The sequence below is a fragment of the Cryobacterium zongtaii genome, assembly GCF_002909375.1.
GTDB lineage: Bacteria > Actinomycetota > Actinomycetes > Actinomycetales > Microbacteriaceae > Cryobacterium > Cryobacterium zongtaii.
The window spans coordinates 153,802-174,231 of the sequence record NZ_PPXD01000001.1; the positions used below are offsets into that span (position 1 = coordinate 153,802).

18 protein-coding genes are annotated in these 20,430 nt (G+C 68.6%); 13 read left to right on the plus strand and 5 right to left on the minus strand.

Features of this window, described 5'->3' with window-relative positions:
• Positions 1–87 precede the first annotated feature (87 nt).
• Both C3B61_RS00780 and C3B61_RS00785 read right to left on the minus strand, forming a co-directional pair.
• Entirely contained in the window at positions 88–903 is an 816-nt protein-coding gene (locus C3B61_RS00780; RefSeq protein WP_103459180.1) for a Bax inhibitor-1/YccA family protein, read from the minus strand.
• A gap of 102 nt (positions 904–1,005) precedes the next feature.
• Positions 1,006–1,536: a hypothetical protein gene (locus C3B61_RS00785; protein ID WP_103459181.1), complete on the minus strand. Its 531-nt coding sequence runs from the start codon at positions 1,534–1,536 to the stop codon at positions 1,006–1,008.
• A 38-nt stretch (positions 1,537–1,574) separates the two neighbouring features.
• Here C3B61_RS00785 and C3B61_RS00790 point away from each other — a divergent pair, with 38 nt between their 5' ends.
• The 4 genes from C3B61_RS00790 (at position 1,575) to C3B61_RS19375 (ending at position 6,597) form a co-directional block, all read left to right on the plus strand.
• Positions 1,575–2,612 (plus strand): glycerophosphodiester phosphodiesterase family protein, encoded by a 1,038-nt coding sequence (locus C3B61_RS00790; protein WP_103459182.1) that lies wholly within the window; start codon positions 1,575–1,577, stop codon positions 2,610–2,612.
• A gap of 54 nt (positions 2,613–2,666) precedes the next feature.
• Positions 2,667–5,132 (plus strand): ATP-dependent helicase, encoded by a 2,466-nt coding sequence (locus tag C3B61_RS00795; protein ID WP_103459183.1) that lies wholly within the window; start codon positions 2,667–2,669, stop codon positions 5,130–5,132.
• Entirely contained in the window at positions 5,129–6,223 is a 1,095-nt protein-coding gene (locus C3B61_RS00800; RefSeq protein WP_244285796.1) for an FUSC family protein, read from the plus strand. The genes C3B61_RS00795 and C3B61_RS00800 overlap by 4 nt, the downstream gene beginning before the upstream one ends.
• 149 nt (positions 6,224–6,372) lie before the next feature.
• Positions 6,373–6,597: a hypothetical protein gene (locus tag C3B61_RS19375; RefSeq protein ID WP_133160204.1), complete on the plus strand. Its 225-nt coding sequence runs from the start codon at positions 6,373–6,375 to the stop codon at positions 6,595–6,597.
• 131 nt (positions 6,598–6,728) lie between these two features.
• On the opposite strand, the gene C3B61_RS00810 is transcribed toward C3B61_RS19375, so the two are convergent.
• Both C3B61_RS00810 and C3B61_RS00815 read right to left on the minus strand, forming a co-directional pair.
• Complete coding sequence (locus C3B61_RS00810) at positions 6,729–8,051, minus strand: DUF1254 domain-containing protein (protein WP_103459185.1); 1,323 nt, start codon at positions 8,049–8,051, stop codon at positions 6,729–6,731.
• Between the two features lie 180 nt (positions 8,052–8,231).
• The gene (locus C3B61_RS00815; RefSeq protein WP_103459186.1) at positions 8,232–8,642 is read right to left on the minus strand and encodes a DUF3054 domain-containing protein; all 411 of its coding nucleotides are present in this window, start codon (positions 8,640–8,642) and stop codon (positions 8,232–8,234) included.
• A gap of 162 nt (positions 8,643–8,804) precedes the next feature.
• Here C3B61_RS00815 and sucC point away from each other — a divergent pair, with 162 nt between their 5' ends.
• The 7 genes from sucC (at position 8,805) to C3B61_RS00850 (ending at position 17,563) form a co-directional block, all read left to right on the plus strand.
• Positions 8,805–9,974, plus strand: a complete 1,170-nt coding sequence (sucC, locus tag C3B61_RS00820) for an ADP-forming succinate--CoA ligase subunit beta (protein WP_103432187.1) — start codon at positions 8,805–8,807, stop codon at positions 9,972–9,974.
• 9 nt (positions 9,975–9,983) lie between these two features.
• On the plus strand, positions 9,984–10,871 hold the full coding sequence (gene sucD / locus C3B61_RS00825) for a succinate--CoA ligase subunit alpha (RefSeq protein ID WP_088457117.1): 888 nt from the start codon (positions 9,984–9,986) through the stop codon (positions 10,869–10,871).
• Positions 10,872–10,995: 124 nt separating this feature from the next.
• Positions 10,996–12,555 carry an APC family permease gene (locus C3B61_RS00830; RefSeq protein WP_103459187.1) on the plus strand — a complete coding sequence of 520 codons (1,560 nt, stop codon included), beginning with the start codon at positions 10,996–10,998 and terminating at the stop codon, positions 12,553–12,555.
• 82 nt (positions 12,556–12,637) lie between these two features.
• Positions 12,638–13,897: a cell division protein PerM gene (locus C3B61_RS00835; protein ID WP_208858746.1), complete on the plus strand. Its 1,260-nt coding sequence runs from the start codon at positions 12,638–12,640 to the stop codon at positions 13,895–13,897.
• A gap of 9 nt (positions 13,898–13,906) precedes the next feature.
• Positions 13,907–14,500: a phosphoribosylglycinamide formyltransferase gene (purN, locus tag C3B61_RS00840; RefSeq protein ID WP_103459277.1), complete on the plus strand. Its 594-nt coding sequence runs from the start codon at positions 13,907–13,909 to the stop codon at positions 14,498–14,500.
• A complete protein-coding gene (gene purH, locus C3B61_RS00845; protein WP_103459188.1) occupies positions 14,497–16,179 on the plus strand; it encodes a bifunctional phosphoribosylaminoimidazolecarboxamide formyltransferase/IMP cyclohydrolase in 1,683 nt (560 codons plus the stop codon). The genes purN and purH overlap by 4 nt, the downstream gene beginning before the upstream one ends.
• Before the next feature lie 163 nt (positions 16,180–16,342).
• The gene (locus C3B61_RS00850; RefSeq protein WP_241990457.1) at positions 16,343–17,563 is read left to right on the plus strand and encodes a mechanosensitive ion channel family protein; all 1,221 of its coding nucleotides are present in this window, start codon (positions 16,343–16,345) and stop codon (positions 17,561–17,563) included.
• 207 nt (positions 17,564–17,770) lie between these two features.
• Here C3B61_RS00850 and C3B61_RS00855 read toward each other — a convergent pair whose 3' ends face one another.
• Positions 17,771–18,313 (minus strand): TetR/AcrR family transcriptional regulator, encoded by a 543-nt coding sequence (locus C3B61_RS00855; RefSeq protein WP_103459189.1) that lies wholly within the window; start codon positions 18,311–18,313, stop codon positions 17,771–17,773.
• 54 nt (positions 18,314–18,367) lie between these two features.
• Between C3B61_RS00855 and C3B61_RS00860 the strand changes: the two genes are divergently transcribed.
• Both C3B61_RS00860 and ddaH read left to right on the plus strand, forming a co-directional pair.
• Positions 18,368–19,321, plus strand: coding sequence for an alpha/beta fold hydrolase (locus tag C3B61_RS00860; protein WP_208858747.1), 954 nt, complete (start codon positions 18,368–18,370; stop codon positions 19,319–19,321).
• A 121-nt stretch (positions 19,322–19,442) separates the two neighbouring features.
• Complete coding sequence (ddaH, locus tag C3B61_RS00865) at positions 19,443–20,255, plus strand: dimethylargininase (RefSeq protein ID WP_103459190.1); 813 nt, start codon at positions 19,443–19,445, stop codon at positions 20,253–20,255.
• Positions 20,256–20,430: the final 175 nt, after the last annotated feature.

The following is a 20,430-nucleotide window of genomic DNA, read 5'->3' on the forward strand; positions in this document are numbered from 1 at the left end:
TTGGCCCAAACTGGGCGCTGGCGCCTGCGAGACGACGAAAGGGCCGGCCCGAGGTGGGCCGGCCCTTTCGGGGTGTGCGGGGGAGTACTACTCGCGGGCGATCATGAAGATGCGCAGCAGCTCGATGTAGAGCCAGACGACCGTGACCATGATGCCGAACGCGCCACTCCAGCCGTACTTGCGGGGAGCGCGGTTGTTGACGCCCTTCTGGATGAAGTCGAAGTCGAGCACGAGGGAGTACGCCGCCATCAGCACGGCCAGCACACCGATGAGCAGGCCCAGCTTGATCTCGAAACCGGCGATCGCGATGGTGCCGCTGCGCATGCCGAACGCACCGTCGACGGCGCCGAACATCATCATGCCGAAGTTGACCAGGGAGAAGACCGCGTAGCCGACCATCGCGACGAGGAACACCTTGGTGGCCCGCTTCGAGGCGCGGATCTTGCCGCTGGAGAACAGCGCCAGGGTGACACCGACAACCACGAGGGTGGCGATGACGGCCTGCACGACGACCCCGGGGGCGATCTGCTCGAAGATGCGGGAGATGCCACCGACGAACAGTCCCTCAAGCGCGGCGTAGGCGAGGATCAGGGGCGGCGACGGCTCTTTCTTGAAGGCGTTGACCAGGCCGAGCACGAGCCCGCCGATCCCACCGAGGATGACCAGGAACGGCATCACCGGGGTGAGCACCCACGCTGTCGCCGCGGCGGCCAGCAGGATCGCGAAGGCCAGGACGGTCTTCCCGATGGTGTCCTCGTAGGTCATCCGGTCGGTGTCCTGCGAACCGGCGGAGGGCGAGTTGTAGAGCGCCTGCAGGTCGTTGTCGGAGAGCACCTTGGACGTAGCAACGGCGCCGGGAGCGCCGAACGCGGCGTTTCTAAATGCGGGGTTGGAGGTAGCCATGGTTTCCTGCCTAACAATCAGCTGGTGAGGGGTGCGCGCCGGTGTCCGACGCGCGAGTCTGTGCCACAAATCTACCGGATCAACCCGTAGTTTGCTGAGAGTCTACTCAGCCTTGACCGGGTCGTGAACGGTGGCTGCGGCGGGCCCGGCGGCCATCTCGCGTTGACGCCAGAGCGCCAGCGCCCAGCCCAACCAGGCGCAGGCCACACTGGCCAGAGAACCGCTCAGCAGCCCGATCCAGTGCTGGCTGTACTCGTTAAGGGCGCCCTTGAGCACGAAGCTCAGGACGATCACCGGGATCAGGGCCAGATAGCTGCGCCCCGGCCGGTGCCGGGCGAACAGCCATCCGGCCAGCAACACCGCGAATGCTCCCGCAAAATCCGGGCCGGCGATGAGCACGAGCGCGGCCAGCAGGCACGGCAGGATCACGACCAGCCGGCGCCAGAGGGCACCGGGCAGGATCAGCCAGCCGAGCAGCTGCGCGCAGGGCCCGACCAGGACGAACCACAGACTGTAGGTGCTGACCATGTTGGTCAGGGCCGCGCCGAGCAGGATCATCAGGAGGCCCACCGCATACCGCCATCGGGGGTCGCCCCAGCGCACGCGGGGTGTCGGGTCGATCCAGGTGGTCACAACACAAGATTCTGGCAGGCCTTGGCTAACCTTGGGACATGCCACCCCTCGTGATCGCTCACCGCGGTGCCAGCGGCTACCGCCCGGAGCACACCGAAGCCGCCTACAGGCTCGCGTTCGCCCTGGGCGCCGACGCCGTCGAGCCCGACATCGTCGCCACCAAGGACGGCGTGCTGGTAGTGCGGCACGAGAACGAGATCTCCGGCACGACGGATGTGGCCTCCCACCCCGAATTCGCCGGCCGCCGCACGGAGAAGGTGATCGACGGTGTCGCCATGACCGGCTGGTTCACCGAGGACTTCACCTGGGCGGAGCTGCGCACCCTGCGCGCCCGCGAGCGGCTGCCCGCCCTGCGCGGCCTGAGCGCCAGCTTCGACGGACTCTTCCCGATCCTGCGGCTGCGCGACGTGTTCCGTCTGGTCGATCGGGTGGAGGCGCCGTTGGATCGGGAGCTCGGCGTTGTCGCCGAGATCAAGCACGCCAGCTACTTCGAGTCCATCGGGCTGCCGCTGGACGAACTGTTCGCCGCCGAGGTCAACGAGGCCGGCTGGAACACCGGGGAGGGCCGGCTCACCATCGAGAGCTTCGAACGCACGGTGCTGGCCCAGGTGCAGGCGCGCGGCGTCTTCGGCCGTCGGGTGTTCCTGCTCGAGGCCAGCGGAGCACCCGCCGATCTCGTTGCCAGGTTCGGCGACCGGGCCACCACCTACGCGGATTACCTCACCGACCTGGCGCTGTACCAGCTCGGCCACCAGCTCGACGGCATCAGCGTGCCCAAATCCCTCATCCTGCACACCGGCGCCGACGGCAACATCGACGGCGCCTCAGACCTGGTGGACGCCGCCCACGCCGCCGGCCTGGCGATCTACACCTGGACGCTGCGACCGGAGAACCGGTTCCTGGCCCCCAGCTTCAGGGTCGGCACCCGCAAGGCCGACTTCGGCAACTGGCAGGCCGAGTTCCGCACCATCATGGACACCGGCATCGACGGGGTCTTCGCCGACCAGCCCGACCTGGCGGTACACGTGCGCGACGGGCTGCCCGCCGGGCTGCCGCATCCGCTCTCACCCGCCTGATCCCCTACCCGCCGCGGGGCGGATGTCGGCGGCTGCGCTTAGAATTGGCTGGCCATGACTTTGTCTCCAGACCTGCCCAACGCCCCCGCGACCAGGTCGTCCGCGACCCCGATCATCCTCGACGGACGAGCGGGCCCCGACGCCGGTTCCGAGCAGCAGAGCCCGCTCTTCGACGGCCTCAACCCGCAGCAGCTCGAGGCCGTCAAGTACCGCGGCCCGGCCCTGCTGATCGTCGCGGGCGCCGGCTCGGGCAAGACCAGCGTGCTCACCCGCCGGGTCGCCGGCCTGATCGAGACCCGCGAGGCGTGGCCCAGCCAGATCCTGGCGATCACGTTCACCAACAAGGCCGCCGCCGAGATGCGCGAACGAGTGAAGGCCCTGCTCGGTCAGGCATCCGACGGCATGTGGATCAGCACCTTCCACTCCTCCTGCGTGCGCATCCTGCGCCGCGAGGCCGAGAGCGCGGGGCTGTCGGCGAACTTCAGCATCTACGATTCGGCCGACTCCAAGGTCACCATCAAGCGCATCATCAAACAGCTCGACGCGGACACCCTCGGCTTCACACCCGGCAACGTGGCGTCCAAGATCTCCAAGCTCAAGAACGAGCTGGCGGATGTCGATTCCTACGCCCGCAACGCGAACATGAGCGACCCGCAGGAGGTCATGTTCGTCGAGATCTTCCGCCAGTACACGCGGCGGCTGCGCGCGGCCAGCGCCCTCGACTTCGACGACCTGATCGGCGAGACCGTGTTCCTGTTCCGGGCCTTCCCCAAGGTCGCGGCACTGTACCGGCGCCGGTTCCGGCACATCCTGGTCGACGAATACCAGGACACCAACCACGCCCAGTACGCGCTGGTGCGTGAGCTCACCCGCCCTGTCGACGCCGAACTGGCCGACGACATGGAGGATGCGGGCCTGCACGTCAAGAACCTGCAGGACGCCTCCGGCCAGATCCCCGGTGCGTCGCTGACCGTCGTCGGCGACTCCGACCAGTCCATCTACGCGTTCCGCGGCGCCTCCAGCCGCAACATCACCGAGTTCGAACGGGACTTTCCCGGCACCAAGGTGATCCTGCTCGAGCAGAACTACCGCTCCACCCAGAACATCCTCTCGGCCGCGAACGCCGTGATCGGCAACAACTTCGACCGCCGCGAGAAGCGGCTCTGGAGCGCCGGCGGCGACGGCGAGAAGATCGTGGGCTACACCGCGTACAACGGGCACGACGAGGCCCAGTTCGTGGCCGACGAGATCGAGGTGCTGCACCGCGCCGGTATGGCCTACCGCGACATGGCGGTGTTCTACCGCACCAACGCGCAGACCCGTGCGCTGGAAGAAATCCTGGTGCGCGCCGCAGTGCCGTACCGCGTCGTCGGCGGCACCAAGTTCTACGAACGCGCCGAGATCAAGGATGCGCTGGCCTACCTCGTCGCCGTCGCCAACCCGCTGGACGAACTGGCGCTCCGCCGCATCCTGAACACCCCCAAGCGCGGCATCGGCCCGGCCACCGAAACCCAGCTGGCCAGCTTCGCCGAGACCAACGGCATCTCCTTCCGCCAGGCCATGCGCGACTCCGGCGGGCTGGGCCTGGGGCCCAAGGTGACCGGCGCGATTCTGCAGCTGGCAACCCTGCTCGATTCGGCCGCCCTCATGATGGACCCGGAGAACCCGGCCGGAGCCGCCAACGTCAGCGACCTGCTCACCTTCCTGCTCGACGGCAGCGGTCTGCTCGCCGTGCTGCGCGCCAGCCGCGATGCGCAGGACGAGGTGCGGGCGGAGAACATCGAGGAGCTCGTCGCCCAGACCAAGGACTTCAACCGGGCGAACCCCGACGCCGGCCTGGTCGACTTCCTCACCCAGGTGTCCCTCGTCGCGGCCGCCGACGACCTCGACGACGCCTCCGGTACCGTGTCGCTGATGACGCTGCACACCGCCAAGGGCCTCGAATACGAGGCCGTGTTCCTCACCGGCGTCGAGGAGGGGCTGCTGCCGCACCAGATGTCGGCCGGTGAACCCGGCGGGCCCGCCGAGGAACGGCGTCTCTTCTACGTGGGCATCACCCGGGCCCGGCAGCGGCTCTACCTGTCGCTGGCGATGACCCGCGCCCAGTTCGGCGAGGTCAACGTGGCCATGCCCAGCCGCTACCTGCAGGAGATCCCGGCCACGCTGATCGACTGGAAACAGTCGCCCGGCATGGCCAATTCCCGCGGCGGCACCCAGCCCCGGGCGCTCAACGCGCGCCGCGACGGCGGCGGCTTCGGCAGCCGCAGCGGCACCCCGGGCCAGCTGCCGCCGGCACCAAAGCCGAAGACCGAGTGGGCCAACCGGGTTACCGCGCAGGTGCGCGACAACGGTGACCTCAGCCTGAACGCGGGAGACCGCATCCGTCACGTCGACTTCGGTGACGGCAAGGTCAACCAGGTCACCGGCGAAGGCACCAAACGCATCGCGCACGTGCAGTTCGACACCAGCGGGGCGAAGAAGCTCTTGATCAAGATCGCCCCGATCGAGAAGATCGAGTGACGGCGCCACACCACGACGATTCAGCGGGTGCCCGCTCCCGGCCCGAGACACTGAGGCAGTGGGCGCGGTCCCTGCGCGCCCTCGACCTGGAGGTCGCCACCCGGGCGACGCTGGCTATGGTGATTCCGCTCATCGTGCTGGTGCTCGCCGGGCGCATCGACTGGGCCGTGTACGCCTCGTTCGGCGGCATGACGGCCCTGTTCGGACGCAGCGAACCGTACCGGCTGCGGGCCAGGTCGGTGAGCGTGGCGGCCGTGGGGATGGTCGGCAGCATCGGTTTCGGGTTGCTGTTGGCGGCGCTCGGGGCGCCGCTCGGCCTGCTGACGCTGGGCCTGATCGTGGTGTTGGTTCTCGGAGTGCTGCTGGTCAACACGATGGGACTGTTCCCCGGCACACCGCTGTTCTTCGTGTTCGCCTACACGGTGTGCGCCCAGGTGCCCACCGAGCCCGACCAGGTGCTGACCCGGCTGCTCGTTGGCGTGGCCGGTGCCGCCTTCGCTTGGCTGGTGACGATGTCGGGCGCTCTGCTGCGCAGGGCCGCGCCGGAGCGGTCGGCCCCGCTGTTCAAGCAGCTGCCGAGGCAGCCCCGCCTCAACCCGACCGCGTACCGTGACGGCCGGGTCTGGCTGTCGATCGGGCAGATGGTGGTGGGCAGCCTGGTCGCCGGTGGCCTGGCCATTCTCGTGGGCGTCGGTCATCCGTACTGGGCCGTGGTGAGCGTGGTCGCAGTCTTGCCGCCGCCCGGCGCCAGGCACTCCACCTCCCGCGCGTTCCACCGTATTTTCGGCACCGCGCTCGGGGTCCTGGTGACGGGGTTGGTGCTGTTGCCGGGTCCGCCCGTCTGGGTGCTGATCCTGGTGATCGCGATCGGCCAGTTCGGCGCCGAGATCCTGGTGGGCAAACACTACGGTGCCGCGCTGCTGTTCATCACCCCGCTGGCGCTGACGGTGGCCCACCTGGGCAGCCCGGTGCCGGTGTCGGACCTTCTGGTCGACAGGGTCGTGGAAACGGTTCTGGGCGGCGCCGTCGCCCTGGTGATCGTGGTCGCCACCCGCGCGGGCCTGGCCCGGCGCGCCGGCGCGCCACTCTGACCCGTGCCGTGTGGGCGGCCACCGACGCCTTGTCGCCGACCACCGACGACGGTACGGTGTCCTGCACCGGGACCCGCGCGCTGCAGCCGTCCCGGTCACCCGATACCCGCAACGTTCAGCGTCGGCGCGCGTCCGAAGGAGGTTCGATCATGACCCAGGATTCCGACGGCCTGTGGCCGCACGACCCCGAGGCGCTCGACGATAACCGCGTCGTCGACGACCTTGAGATCCCCGCGGACGAAGAGCTGCTTCCCGACGCCGAGGACATCGCGCCGACCGACGTGGAGACCACCGACGAGTGGGGCGACGACGCCGACAACCGGCTCGTCGACCTCGGCGACGACATTGACGATGACGAGTCCGTGGACCGCTGACCCTGGTGGGACGGTTCGGCAGCGTCGCGCCTGGGCGACTTGCTCGTGCGGGGCCTCGTGCGGCTGACGGCCGTTTATCAGGACATCCGTCTAAAAAAAGGGATGCTGCGTCCGATCCCGTCCTGGTAAAGTCACCTTTTCCTTACCTCAAGCCGGGTGACCGCCGGGGGCACCCAGGCGCCGTCGAGCACCTCGCGGCGAGGGCCGTACAGGCGCATCGTCACCCCGAGCGGCCCCAGCGGCGCCGGCAGCCAGTTGGCGATCAAGTCATCCGCCGGTCGCTCGTGCTGCAGGATCAGGTCGAGGGACCCGTCGGCGTTGTAGTGCAGCGCATCCCTGTCGCCGATCGCGTACCTGTCGATCGGGTTGGCGGCCGGGAAACCGTCCGCGTCGTACATGGTCAGGGACCAGAACGCGTCGACGGGCGGCAGCTCGTGCCTCTCGAAATGCAGCCGATAGCGGTTCCCGCCGTCGAGGGGCCGGCCGTCGGCATCCGTCATGAGGATCGGGTAGACCGCGTCCTCCGGCGGGTTCGCGCCGAGGCCCACCAGCGCGACCACGGCGCGCTTGAGGTAGTCGTTGCCGTAGTTGCCCATGGTCTCCACGTTGAGCAACCAGCCGTTCACGCGCCGGCCCAGCAGCGGCAGGGTGGCCAGCATGGTCGCCCTGGCCTCGGCCACCCCGTCCTCCAACAACGCGGTGTCCGCCGCATCCAGCCGCGCGCTGTCGAAGGACAGACCCGGCACGATGCCGAGGTGCCGGATCCGGGCCAGGACCGAGAAGTCGGTCCCGTGCACCGGCACGGTCCGCAACGCCGAGGCGGCGCGGCGGAAGAACTCCACGCCGCTCAGCTGGGCCACCGTGCGCAACGGCGGAGTGGTTGAGTCCACCGTCGGGTCGAGCGGAAACTCCACGTATTCCGGCGGCAGGGTGAGCGACAGCTGGTCTTGCAGCGCCCGCACCACCGGGTAGTCGTCGACACCGTTGGTCTGGAACCGGCCCACGACCCAGACGTGCGGGGTGGGCGCCTGGATGAGCGCGTGGCCGTCCGGCGGCTCGCCCGACCAGCCGGGCGGCACCACGAGGATGTCCAGCGCCGCGGTCCCCGTGGTGCGCTTGCCCGGGTTGGCGAAGACCTCGGTCCACATGTCGATCAGGGGCAACAGGTAGTAGCGGTCGGCTGTGTCGGGCAGGTGGATCACGACAGGGCCCGCGCCGAGCTCGAGCCAGGCGATCGAATACAGGGTGTCGAAGTTGGGCCGCACGACGTCGCGGAACTCGGCCGCCGGGAAGCTGCGGGTATGCACGAAGGTGTTCTCGGGACCCCGGCCGAAGATCCGTCCCGGCGCCGTGTTGATGCTCTGCTGCCGGGTGACCTCCATCAACACCAGCGGGTACAGGTAGAGGTAGGCCTCCTCGGCCAGGGTCTTCGGGTCGATCGACAGGGTGCTCATGAGTGATCCTCCTGCGGGGTCGGGCCACCCGGGGATGCCCGGGCGAGCGAACCGTTCGCAGATATTGTGGCCCAGCCCGGCGGCCGGGCACAGGGCATCGGCGGGGTCGGGGCGCGCGAGCGGGCCGGGTATCGCAGGCACGTCACCGGGTTTCGACAAGCTCAACCCGCGAGGGCAGGCTCAACCGGCGACGCGGGAGCCCTCTACGGATGCGCCGCGGCGGCGCTGGCGTTGCACCAGCAGCGCGATGGCGCGCCAACCGAGCAGGAACACCCCGAGGACGAGGAAGGTCACAATCACAAAGCTGAGCTGCACGCCCTGACCGCTGACGACTCGTAGCAGCATCGCCACGACTACGGTGATCAGCCACACGCCCACCCCGGTCCAGACGATCCGCAGCGGTGTGCGCCGGGCCGTCAGAACCAGCCAGGCAACGACCAGACCGGCCAGGAACGGCCACAAGGTGCCCAGCACGCCCCAGAGGCCCTCACCGTGGCTGGCCCGACCGATCACCACGAAGAGCAGCAGCATGGCCGCATCCAGACCTGCCGCAAGCGAAACGAGGGCGAGGCTGGCATTGCGATACGGCATGGGCCCAGAATACCGGCGCTCGACCAGCGGGCACGGCCGCTCATCTGAGAAGGTAGAGTTTGAGATGGTCAGTATCTCTCGACGTCGAGCTAGTTTCGCGCCGGGAGCCAGACCACACCTACCCCATGCACGGAACGCTATGACGCGGATTGGAAGAGCAGCGTGGATCTTTACGAATACCAGGCCAGAGACCTGTTTGAGCAGTATGGAGTCCCGGTTCTGCCGGGCATCATCGCAGACACGCCCGAGGAGGTGCGCGCCGCAGCCGAGAAGCTCGGCGGTGTCGTCGTCGTCAAGGCGCAGGTCAAGGTCGGCGGCCGCGGCAAGGCCGGCGGCGTGAAGGTCGCCAAGACCCCGGATGAAGCCGAAGCCGCCGGGCGCGCCATCCTGGGCCTGGACATCAAGGGGCACACCGTGCACCGGGTGATGGTCGCCGGGGGAGCCCGCATCAAGCAGGAGTTCTACTTCTCCGTGCTGCTGGACCGCTCCAACCGCTCCTACCTCTCGCTCGCCAGCTACGAAGGCGGCGTGGAGATCGAGGTTCTCGCGGTGGAGAAGCCCGAGGCTCTCGCCTACGTGGCCATCGACCCCACCGCCGGCATCGACCTGGCCAAGGCCAAGGAAATCGCCGTCCAGGCGAAGTTCCCGGCCGAGCTGGTTGACAAGGTCGCCCCGGTCTTCGTGCAGCTGTACAGCGTGTTCGCGGGCGAAGACGCCACCCTCGTCGAGGTCAACCCGCTGGTGCTCACCGAAGAGGGCGACATCATCGCCCTGGACGGCAAGGTCACCATCGACGAGAACGCCGGCTTCCGCCACCCGGGCCACGCCGCGCTCGAGGACAAGGCCGCCGCCGACCCGCTCGAGGCCAAGGCCAAGCAGAACGACCTCAACTACGTGAAGCTCGACGGCGAGGTCGGCATCATCGGCAACGGCGCCGGGCTGGTCATGTCCACCCTCGACGTTGTCGCCTACGCCGGCGAGGAGCACGGCGGCGTCAAGCCGGCCAACTTCCTCGACATCGGCGGCGGAGCATCGGCTGCCGTCATGGCCGCCGGCCTCGACGTGATTCTCGGTGACCCGCAGGTCAAGAGCGTCTTCGTCAACGTCTTCGGCGGCATCACCGCCTGCGACGCCGTGGCCCACGGCATCGTCGGCGCGCTCGCCACCCTCGGCGACGCCGCGAACAAGCCCCTCGTGGTGCGCCTCGACGGCAACAACGTCGAAGAAGGCCGCCGCATCCTCAACGAGGCCAACCACCCGCTGGTCACCCTGGCCGCCACCATGGACGAGGGCGCCGCCAAGGCCGCCGAACTCGCCAACGCCGCGAAGTAAGGGAACAGAATGTCAATCTTCCTCAACAAGGACTCCAAGGTCATCGTTCAGGGCATCACCGGCGGCGAGGGCACCAAGCACACCGCCCTGATGCTCAAGGCCGGTACCCAGATCGTCGGCGGCGTCAACGCCCGCAAGGCCGGCACCACCGTCACCCACGGCGACGTCGAACTGCCCGTCTTCGGCACGGTTGCCGAAGCCATGGAGAAGACCGGCGCGGATGTCTCCATCGCGTTCGTGCCGCCGGCCTTCACCAAGGACGCTGTTCTCGAAGCGATCGACGCCGAAATCGGCCTGCTCGTGATCATCACCGAGGGCGTGCCCGTGCAGGACTCCGCCGAGTTCTGGGCCTACGCCCAGGAGAAGGGCAACAAGACCCGGATCATCGGGCCGAACTGCCCCGGCATCATCACGCCCGGTGAGGCGCTCGTGGGCATCACGCCGGCGAACATCACCGGCAAGGGACCGGTCGGCCTGGTCTCCAAGTCGGGCACCCTGACCTACCAGATGATGTACGAGCTGCGCGACCTGGGCTTCTCCACCGCCATCGGCATCGGCGGCGACCCGATCATCGGCACCACCCACATCGACGCGCTCGCCGCGTTCGAGGCCGACCCGGAGACCCTCGCGATCGTCATGATCGGCGAGATCGGCGGCGACGCCGAGGAGAAGGCCGCCGAGTACATCAAGGCACACGTCACCAAGCCCGTCGTGGGCTACGTGGCCGGCTTCACCGCACCGGAGGGCAAGACCATGGGCCACGCCGGCGCCATCGTCTCCGACGGGGCAGGAACCGCGCAGGGAAAGAAGGAGGCCCTCGAGGCCGCCGGGGTCAAGGTCGGCAAGACGCCGAGCGAGACCGCGACCCTGCTGCGCGAGGTCCTCGCCGCGCTGTAGACCGCACCGAACGACAAAGGGCCCGCCGATCCGGCGGGCCCTTTGTCGCGCGCGGGGCGGCGAGTACTATGCACGCACGCGTGTACCCGCACAAGCGGATGCCGCGGCCTTCGATCGGAGGACCATGTCCCGCAACGACGCCACGGCCCCGGTCCGGCCCGAGCCCGCCCCCGCCTCGGGCAAGGGCCTGGCCGCCGGAACACTGGGCCTATTCGGCTCCACGGTCATCGGGCTCGCCTCGACGGCCCCGGTGTACTCCCTGGCCGCCACGCTGGGTTTTGTGGTGCTCGCCGTGGGTGCGCAGGCCCCCGTGGTGTTCGTCATCGCGTTCATCCCGATGCTGCTGGTGGCGTTCGCCTACCGGGAGCTGAACCGGGACATCCCCGACTGCGGCACGACGTTCACCTGGGCGACCAAGGCGTTCGGCCCGTGGGTGGGCTGGATGGGCGGCTGGGGTGTGGCGGTGGCCGGCATCGTGGTGCTCGGCAACCTCGCCCAGATCGGCGGCATCTACTTCTGGTTGCTGGTGGCGCCGGACCTGGCCGAGAACGCGCTTCTCGTGACCCTCACCGGCGTAGTGTTCATCGCGCTGATGGTGTGGGTGAGCTACCGGGGCATCGAGATCGGCGAAAAGCTGCAGAACGTGCTGCTGGGCTTCCAGTACCTGGCGCTGATCCTCTTCACGGTGTTCACCCTGTGGGCGGTGTTCGACGGCTCTGCCCCGGCCGGCTCGACCACCCCGCAGGCGGAGTGGTTCAACCCGTTCGCCCTCACCTCGTTCTCCGGCCTTGTCGAGGGCGTGCTGCTGGCCCTGTTCATCTACTGGGGCTGGGACACCTGCCTGTCGCTGAACGAGGAGACCAAGGATCCCAAACGGATCCCGGGCCAGGCGGCGGTGCTGACCACGATCATCCTGCTGGTCACCTACGTGGGCGTCGCCGTCGCGGCGATGGCCTACGCCGGCCTCGGCACCGAGGGATTCGGCCTCGGCAACGAGGGCAACGCCGATGACGTCTTCTTTGCTCTCAAGGACGCCGTGTTCGGGCCGTGGGCCTGGCTGCTCGTGGCCGCCGTGATGATCTCGGCGATCTCGTCGACCCAGACCACCATCCTGCCCACCGCCCGGGGAACCCTCGCGATGGCCGTCTACAAGGCCCTGCCGAGCCGGTTCACCCAGGTGCACCCGCGCTTCCACACCCCGTCGTTCTCCACCCTGATCATGGGCATCGTGGCGGTGGCCTTCTACGTGGGAATGACCCTGGTCAGCTCCAACATCCTCAACGACATCATCCTCTCCCTGGGCCTGGCGATCGCGTTCTACTACGCCATCACCGGCTACGCCTGCGTCTGGTACTTCCGGCACGACCTGTTCACCAGCTGGCGCAACGCCTGGATGCGCTTCGTTTTCCCGCTGCTCGGGTCGCTGCTGCTCACCGCGGCGTTCGGGTTCTCGGTGTGGGACATGCTCGACCCCGACTACGGTTACACGGTCCTGTTCGGCGTCGGCGGTGTCTTCGTGGTCGGCGTCGGGTCGCTGTTGTTCGGGGTGCTGCTGATGGTCGTCTGGTCGTTCTTCGCCGGCGCCAAGCCGTTCTTCCGCGGCGAGTCGCTCAACCGGGACACCGCGGTGCTGGTGCCCGACGAGGATCTGCCGGTGATCCGGTCGGTGGACGGCGGGATCTAAGGCGGATTCGCCTTGGATTCGGCCCGAGCCCGGCGGGGTACGTCGAACCCGAAGCCGCGCCAGGATAAGCTCCCTCTCGGATATGAACCGTATAACGACTGCCCTGCTCGCCGCGCTCGAGGCGCTCATTATCGTCGCCATCGGAGTGGGCATCGCCCTGGTACCGCTCACGATCCTGTGGGGCACCCACTACGGTCTGGGCATCGACTGGTTCGTCTTCTGGCGTGCCGCCGTGGACGTCTGGCTGCTCGGCAACGGCGTCGACCTCGCGGTGCAGCTGCCCGTCGACGTCTCGGCCTCGCTGGGCCTGGCCGGCGCAGAACTGCCGTTCACCCTGAGCATCGCGCTGCTCGGTTTCGCCCTGCTCGCGGTGCTGTTGGGTGTGCGCACCGGCCGCCGCGCCGCCGGCACCGAGTACAGCCTCACCGCGGCAGGTGTGGCCGTGCTCAGTTATGGGCTGCTCGCCGCGCTGCTCACCTTCTCCGCCGGAACCGCCGTCGTCACACCGGTGCCGGTGCAGGGCATCCTGCTGCCCACCCTGGTCTTCGCCACCGGTGTGCTGATCGGCCTGGCCGGCGCGAACCGCACGGCCGGGACGGTGCTGCCGGACCGGGTGAGACGACCGGTCGCCAACCAGCTGGCCCGGATCCCCGCCGAACTGCGCAGCCAGCTCGGCACCGCGCTCCGCGGTGGCACCGCCGTCGTCGCCGGCATCATGGTCGTCTCCGCCGTGGCCGTGTGCGTGTCGGTGCTGGCCAATTTCGCCACCGTGATCGGGCTCTACGAGACTCTGCAGGCCGGGGTGATGGGCGGCATCACCCTCACGATCGGGCAGCTCGCTTTCATCCCGAACGTCGTCGTCTGGGCGGCCAGCTGGTTCGTCGGCCCCGGGATCGCCCTCGGCACCGGCAACAGCGTCTCCCCGCTCGGCACGACGCTCGGCTCCGTGCCCGGCCTGCCGCTGTTCGGCGCGCTGCCGAACGGCACCCTGGAGTTCGGTTTCCTGGGCCTGCTCGTTCCGGTGCTGATCGGCTTCGTGGTGGCGGTGCTCGTGCGGCAAAGCGTCGACAAGCGCGCCAACGCCCCGCACGGCACGGCGCGGATGCTCGGCACCGGTGCCCTGATGGGCATTGTCGCCGGCATCCTGCTTGGCCTGCTCGCCTGGTGGTCGGCCGGGGCGATGGGACCGGGGCGGCTCGCCGAAGTCGGTCCCAACCCGCTGCTCGTCGGGGCGTTGACCGCCCTGGAGGTGGGCATCGCCGCCGCACTCGGTATGCTCGTCGGTGGCCGACGGGCACGGAGCACGGACTCCGGTGCCGAGGAACTCTCAACGAAACGGTAGGCTCGGATGGTGCTGTCACTGGTCGTATTGATCTCCGGCGGAGGCTCGAACCTGCGCGCGCTTCTCGAGGCGTCCGCCGATGCGGAGTTCCCCGCCCGGGTGATCGCCATCGGTGCAGACCGCGACGCCGAGGGGCTCGCTCTCGGCGAGGAATTCGGCATCCCGACCTTCACGGTGCCGTTCGCCTCCTACGCCGACCGTGACGCGTGGGGCGACGCGCTGCTCGAGCAGATCCAGCAATGGGAGCCCGACCTCACCGTGCTCAGCGGCTTCATGCGGCTGCTGCCGCCGCGGGTCGTCGGCGCACTGTCGCCGCACCTGATCAACACCCATCCCGCCTACCTGCCCGAGTTCCCCGGCGCCCACGGGGTGCGCGACGCGCTCGCCGCCGGGGCGACCCAGACGGGCGCCAGCATCATTGTTGTCGACAACGGCGTGGACGACGGACCGATCGTGAGCCAGGAAAGGGTGCCGGTGTTGACCGACGACACCCAGGACTCGCTGCACGACCGCATCAAACTCGTCGAACGCCGCCTGCTCGTGCAGGCCGTGCTCGACATCGCCAACGGACACGTCGATCTCAAGGAGCATTCCCCCATATGAGCGGTCACACCAACGCCCGGAGCCTCTACCGCGACCGGGACGTCATTCCCGTGCAGCGCGCGCTGATCTCGGTTTCAGACAAGACCGGCCTGGTCGAACTGGCCAACTCCCTGGCCGCCGCCGGGGTCGAGATGGTCTCCACCGGTTCCACCGCCGCCACCATCCGTGACGCCGGCCACGACGTGACGGATGTCGCCGCCGTCACCGGGTTCCCGGAGTCGCTCGACGGCCGGGTGAAGACCCTGCACCCGAGCGTGCACGCCGGCATCCTCGCCGACCTGCGCCTCGAGGCGCACGAGAACCAGCTCGCCGACCTGTCGATCGCCCCGTTCCAGCTCGTGGTGGTGAACCTGTACCCGTTCGTCGAAACCGTCGAGTCCGGTGCGGAACCCGCCGACGTGATCGAGCAGATCGACATCGGCGGACCGGCGCTGGTGCGTGCCTCCGCCAAGAACCACCCCAACGTGGCCATCGTCGTGGACCCGGAGAACTACCCGGAGATCATCACGGCCGTCGGCGCCGGCGGCAGCACCCTTCGGCTGCGGCAGAAGCTGGCCTCGCTCGCGTTCGAACACACCGCCAACTACGACCTGAGTGTGTCGGCCTGGTTCACCGAGAACGTCTACGACCAGTGGCAGGACGACGCGGAGTCGCTCGGCGAGGAGATCCTCGAGGCGTTCGACTCCATCGTCGGCGCCGACAGCGACGACCCCACCGACCTGCTGTTCCCGGAGACCCTCGCGATCGAAGCCAGCCGCGGCGCCGTGCTGCGCTACGGCGAGAACTCACACCAGGCCGCAGCTCTCTACCTCGGCGAGGGCGGCCAGGGCATCGCCCAGGCCGTGCAGCTGCACGGTAAGGAAATGTCCTACAACAACTACGTCGACGCGGATGCCGCCGTGCGCGCCGCGTTCGACTTCAGCGAACCGGCCGTGGCGATCATCAAGCACGCCAACCCGTGCGGCATCGCCGTGGCGAACCCCAAGGCCCCCGACGCCATCGCGTCTGCGCACCACCGTGCGCACGATTGCGACCCGGTCTCCGCGTTCGGCGGGGTCATCGCCGCCAACCGCGTCGTCACGCTGGGCATGGCCGAGACGGTCAGCCAGATTTTCACCGAGGTGCTCGTTGCTCCCGGCTTCGAGCCGGCCGCGTTCGAGCTGCTCAGCGCGAAGAAGAACATCCGTCTGCTCGAGCTGCCGGCCGACTACCGTCGTTCGTCGCTGGAGCTGCGCCAGATCTCCGGCGGCCTGCTCGTGCAGGAGACCGACACCTTCGACACCCTGGACACCTCCGAGTGGCGCCTGGTGTCGGGCCCCGAGGTCGACGACGCCACGCGCGCCGACCTCGAGTTCGCCTGGAAGGCCTGCCGTGCGGTGAAGTCCAACGCGATCCTGCTCGCGCACGCCGGCGCATCCGTGGGTGTGGGCATGGGCCAGGTCAACCGGGTCGATTCGTGCCACCTGGCCGTGAGCCGGGCGGGGGAACGGGCCGAAGGCGCCGTGGCCGCGTCCGACGCGTTCTTCCCGTTCGCCGACGGCCTCGAGGTGCTGCTGGAGGCCGGCGTGACCGCGGTCGTGCAGCCCGGCGGTTCGGTGCGCGACGAGGAGGTCATCGCCGCGGCGACGGCCGCCGGTGTGTCGATGTACTTCACCGGGGAGCGCCACTTCTTCCACTGACCGTGAGGCAGTGACCTGACGCCGGGCGCGGCATCCGTATCTCTCGGATGTCGCCCCGGCCTTCGTCGTTGTGTGGCTCTTCTCAGTCTGGGCTGACATGATGGGAGGTCCACGTGACACCGCCGTTGCAGTCCTCCTCAGACCTGACACGGAAAGGTCCCTTGTGATCGAAGTTTTCGGGCTGTCCCTGCCCGCTTTCCCGGTTGCCGTTGTCGCGGCGATCGTTCTCGCCCTCGCGATCACCGCGATCGCCGCCTTCTCCTTCCGCATGGTCGGCAAGCGCAGGTCCTGGGCGCGGGTGCTCGTGAAGCTGATCCGGGTGCCGTTCCGCATGACCGTGCTGATCGGCGCGCTGTGGCTGGCCGTCGCCGGCTACCTCGATGTGCCCGAAGCTTGGGAGGCCACGGTGGGCTTCGTCTTCCGGGCCCTGTTCATCGGCAGCGCCACCTGGCTGCTGTGCGCGCTGCTGTATTACGCCGAGGAAATCACCGCCAACAAGTACCGCATCGACGTGCGCGACAACCGGGTGGCCCGCCGGGTACGCACCCAGTTGCGGATGCTGCGCCGCATCGGCGTTGTGATCATCATCATCTGCGCCATCGGCACGGTGTTGCTGAGCATTCCCGGCGCCGCGACCGTGGGTGCGAGCCTGTTCGCCTCCGCCGGCCTGCTCAGTGTCGTGGCAGGCCTGGCCGCCCAGTCCACCCTGGCGAACATCTTCGCCGGCATGCAGCTGGCGTTCAACAACGCGCTGCGGGTCGACGATGTCGTGATCGTCGAGAGCGAGTGGGGCAAGATCGAGGAAATCACCCTCACCTACATCGTCGTGCACATCTGGGACGACCGGCGGATGGTGCTGCCGTCCACCTACTTCACCACCACCCCGTTCCAGAACTGGACCCGGCACAACAGCGAACTGCTGGGCCAGATTGACTTCGACCTGGACTGGCGTGTCAACCCCGCCGCGATGCGCGACGAGCTCAACCGGGTCGTCGCCCAGACCGACCTGTGGGACGGCCGGGCTGTCGTTCTTCAGGTGACGGACGCCGTGGGCGGCTTCGTGCGCGTGCGGGTGCTCGTGACGGCGCAGGACGCACCCACCCTGTTCGACCTGCGCTGCTTCGTGCGGGAGAACCTGATCGACTGGGTCAACGCAGAGAACCCCGATGCCCTGCCGCTGAACCGCGTCGAGGTGCGCCAGCAGCCGGAGACCCCGCCGGTGCGCCCGTCGAGCCACTCGCGCAAGCCCGCGCGCCCGGTGATCGAGGCGCCGGGACTGTTCTCCGGCGACGAGGGTGGCAAGGAACGCGCCCAGCACTTCACTGAGTCCATCACCGTGCAGGACTGGGAAGACGCCCCCGAGACCCTGCCCGCGCCGCGCTAGTCTCGCGCCCTCCGTCGGGCGGCCGATGTGCCGCATCCTGCCTCGTCGCGGCGCGTTTAGGCGAGGTTTGCGGCAACTGACAGAGGTGGCGTTCGCCGACTCGCGGCATCCGGCCCCTTCGCGCCGCACGAAAGGGCACTTTGCGGCAACTCGGGAGCGGCCGCGTCGGCGGTGCGGGGCGGCGCCGAGGCTGGGCAAGGGTGCGGGTCAGGCGAGCGCGCCCATCACGACGGTCTCGAAGATCGGCCGGGGATCGGTGCTGTCGTGCCGGGCGATGCGGTGCAGGAGGAGGCCCTCGAAACAGGCGGCAATGGCCTCCGTCGCGGCCTGCGGATCACGGGCGCCCATCTCGGCGAGAGCGGACACGATGCCCTCGCCCAGGGCCGCCCGGCCCCGGGACAGCGCCTCTCGAAGCTCGGCGTTGTGGTTGGCTTCCATGAACAGCACAAGCCTCGCCGTGGTCAGGTCCCTGTTCTCGTGGGTCGTCACCTCGAGCAGGGTGCACATCGCGTCGATGAGCTCGGCCGGCGAACGCGGCGAGAACGCCACTCGCACTGGACGAAGCTCCTGCTCCACGATCCACTCGGAGACGCCGATCAGCAGGGCGGCCCGGGTGCGGAAGTAGTTGGAGGTGGACCCCTTCGGCAGGTCGGCGCGTTCGTCGATACGAACGTGGGTGAGCGCACGCAACCCGCCCGTCGCGAGGAGGTCGATCGCGGCTTCCAGGACGCGCACTCGAATCGGGGTCATCCTTTCACTATAGACATAGTGGACGAGGCACTATGTCCGTAGTATGATGGCGGCATGAGTGCGATGAAGCCCTCGGGCAAATTCAGTCATGGAACAAGCCGCCTCGATGGCACGGGCTCGTGGCCGGAGTTGGCCGGGGTCCGACATCGGTTCCTCGATCTTCCGGGGCTGCGGATGCACGTGGCCGAGGCCGGTAGCGGCCCGCCGCTCGTGCTGCTGCACGGGTTCCCGCAGCACTGGTGGGCCTGGCGCAAGGTCATCCCGGCCCTCGCCGCGAACTACCGGGTGATCTGCCCGGACCTGCGCGGTGCCGGCTGGACCGAGGCCCCGCCCGACGGATACACGAGCGAGCAGCTGGTAGCGGATGTCGTTGCGCTGCTCGACGCGTTGCACCTCGACAAGGTGAATATTCTCGGCTACGACTGGGGCGGCATCGTCGGGTTTCGGGTGTGCCTGGCTCATCCCGAGAGAGTCGAGAGATTCGTCGCACTTGCCACCCCGCACCCGTACCCCGAATTCCACCCCCGGGCGCTGTTGTACGTCTGGCGGATCTGGTCGATGTTCGCCATCGCAATACCGGGTCTGGGACCCTGGCTCCTCCGCACCGGACGACAACGGCTGCCGCGCCGGCTGATGACCGGTGACACGAGCGACCCGTCGGTCTTCGCACCCGAAGACATCGACGCCTTTGTGTCCCGGCTAAAGGACCCGGCGCGAGCGGATGCCGGATCGGCACTGTACCGGCACTTCATTCTGAGCGAGGCCAAACGCAGCAGCACAGGCGCCTACCGCGGCACACGTCTGACCACTCCGACTCTGTCGCTCTACGGGACCGTCCTCTACGGCAACAACGACCCGAACCGGGAGCACCCGGAGATACTCGGCGGCTACGAAGGGGACGCCGACGACTTCACGCTCGAGCACGTTCCGGGCACCGGCTACTACATCGCCGAGGAACAACCCGAGGTCGTCGTCGCGCGTACCCTCGAGTTCCTGTCCGCCCAATAGCTTCGCTCGCCGACTTGCCGCATCCTCCCCTTTCGGGGCGTGTGAGAGGTTGCTTTGCGGCAAGTGGCGGATGTGGCGTTGTCCGCACGGGGAACAATTCGTCTGCGATTAGGCTGTGCGCATGACAATCTCCGGCGACTCGGCCCTCCCTGGCGATGTGACTCTGCCGGGCACCGCTCGGCGCGTGCTGGTCCGCCGGCCCGTCGACATCCTCGCCGAGGGCGAGATCACCCACATCGATCGTGTGCCGATCGACCTCGGGCTGGCCCGGGCGCAGTGGGACGGCTACGTGGCGGCGCTGCAGTCGGAGGGCTGGGCCATCACCGAGGTGGATCCGGCACCCGACCAGCCGGACTCCGTCTTCATCGAGGATGCCGTGATCCTCTTCGGCGACACTGCCGTGCTCGCCAGCCCTGGTGCGCCCAGCCGACGCGGCGAGACGGCCGGTGCCGAGGCGGCCGTGCGCGCCCTGGGACTCACGGTGCGTCGGATCGACCTGCCCGGCACCCTTGACGGCGGTGACGTGCTCAAGGTGGGCGCCACCGTTTACGTGGGGCAGAGCCTGCGCACCAACGCTGAGGGTGCGGCGCAGCTTGCCGCCATCGTCGAACCCCTCGGCTACACCGTGGTCCCGGTTCCGGTGACCCGCGCCCTGCACCTCAAGACCGCTATCACCGCTCTGCCGGACGGCACCATCATCGGCTACCCGCCGCTCGTGGACGACCCGGGACTGTTCGAGAGGTTCGTGCCGGTACCCGAAGCGGAGGGTACCGCCGTGGTTGTGCTCGACGCGCACACCCTGCTGATGTCGGCCGCCGCGCCGCGCACCACCGAGCTGCTCACCGGGCTCGGCTATCGGGCCGTGACCGTGGACATCACCGAGTTCGAGAAGCTCGAGGGCTGTGTCACCTGCCTGAGCGTGCGCGTTCGCTGAGCGAAAATTCTGCTTGCGCCGGAGTCGTCCGTGGCCCTATCCTGAAAGGCTGCCTGAACAAGGGGGGCACAAGACGATGACACGAAACGCTCAGGAGGCCGACATGACCAAGACAGCTCGCACCAGGTACGCATCGATTGCGACCGGCGCTGCCTTCGTCCCGGCGCTCCGACTC

Bases quoted from the DNA above. Each gene is read 5' to 3' on its own strand.
- C3B61_RS00780 (WP_103459180.1), bottom strand. From the start codon at position 903: ATGGCTACCTCCAACCCCGCATTTAGAAACGCCGCGTTCGGCGCTCCC.
- C3B61_RS00790 (WP_103459182.1), top strand. From the start codon at position 1,575: ATGCCACCCCTCGTGATCGCTCACCGCGGTGCCAGCGGCTACCGCCCG.
- C3B61_RS00795 (WP_103459183.1), top strand. From the start codon at position 2,667: ATGACTTTGTCTCCAGACCTGCCCAACGCCCCCGCGACCAGGTCGTCC.
- C3B61_RS19375 (WP_133160204.1), top strand. From the start codon at position 6,373: ATGACCCAGGATTCCGACGGCCTGTGGCCGCACGACCCCGAGGCGCTC.
- C3B61_RS00810 (WP_103459185.1), bottom strand. From the start codon at position 8,051: ATGAGCACCCTGTCGATCGACCCGAAGACCCTGGCCGAGGAGGCCTAC.
- C3B61_RS00815 (WP_103459186.1), bottom strand. From the start codon at position 8,642: ATGCCGTATCGCAATGCCAGCCTCGCCCTCGTTTCGCTTGCGGCAGGT.
- sucD (WP_088457117.1), top strand. From the start codon at position 9,984: ATGTCAATCTTCCTCAACAAGGACTCCAAGGTCATCGTTCAGGGCATC.
- C3B61_RS00830 (WP_103459187.1), top strand. From the start codon at position 10,996: ATGTCCCGCAACGACGCCACGGCCCCGGTCCGGCCCGAGCCCGCCCCC.
- C3B61_RS00835 (WP_208858746.1), top strand. From the start codon at position 12,638: ATGAACCGTATAACGACTGCCCTGCTCGCCGCGCTCGAGGCGCTCATT.
- purH (WP_103459188.1), top strand. From the start codon at position 14,497: ATGAGCGGTCACACCAACGCCCGGAGCCTCTACCGCGACCGGGACGTC.
- C3B61_RS00855 (WP_103459189.1), bottom strand. From the start codon at position 18,313: ATGACCCCGATTCGAGTGCGCGTCCTGGAAGCCGCGATCGACCTCCTC.
- C3B61_RS00860 (WP_208858747.1), top strand. From the start codon at position 18,368: ATGAGTGCGATGAAGCCCTCGGGCAAATTCAGTCATGGAACAAGCCGC.
- ddaH (WP_103459190.1), top strand. From the start codon at position 19,443: ATGACAATCTCCGGCGACTCGGCCCTCCCTGGCGATGTGACTCTGCCG.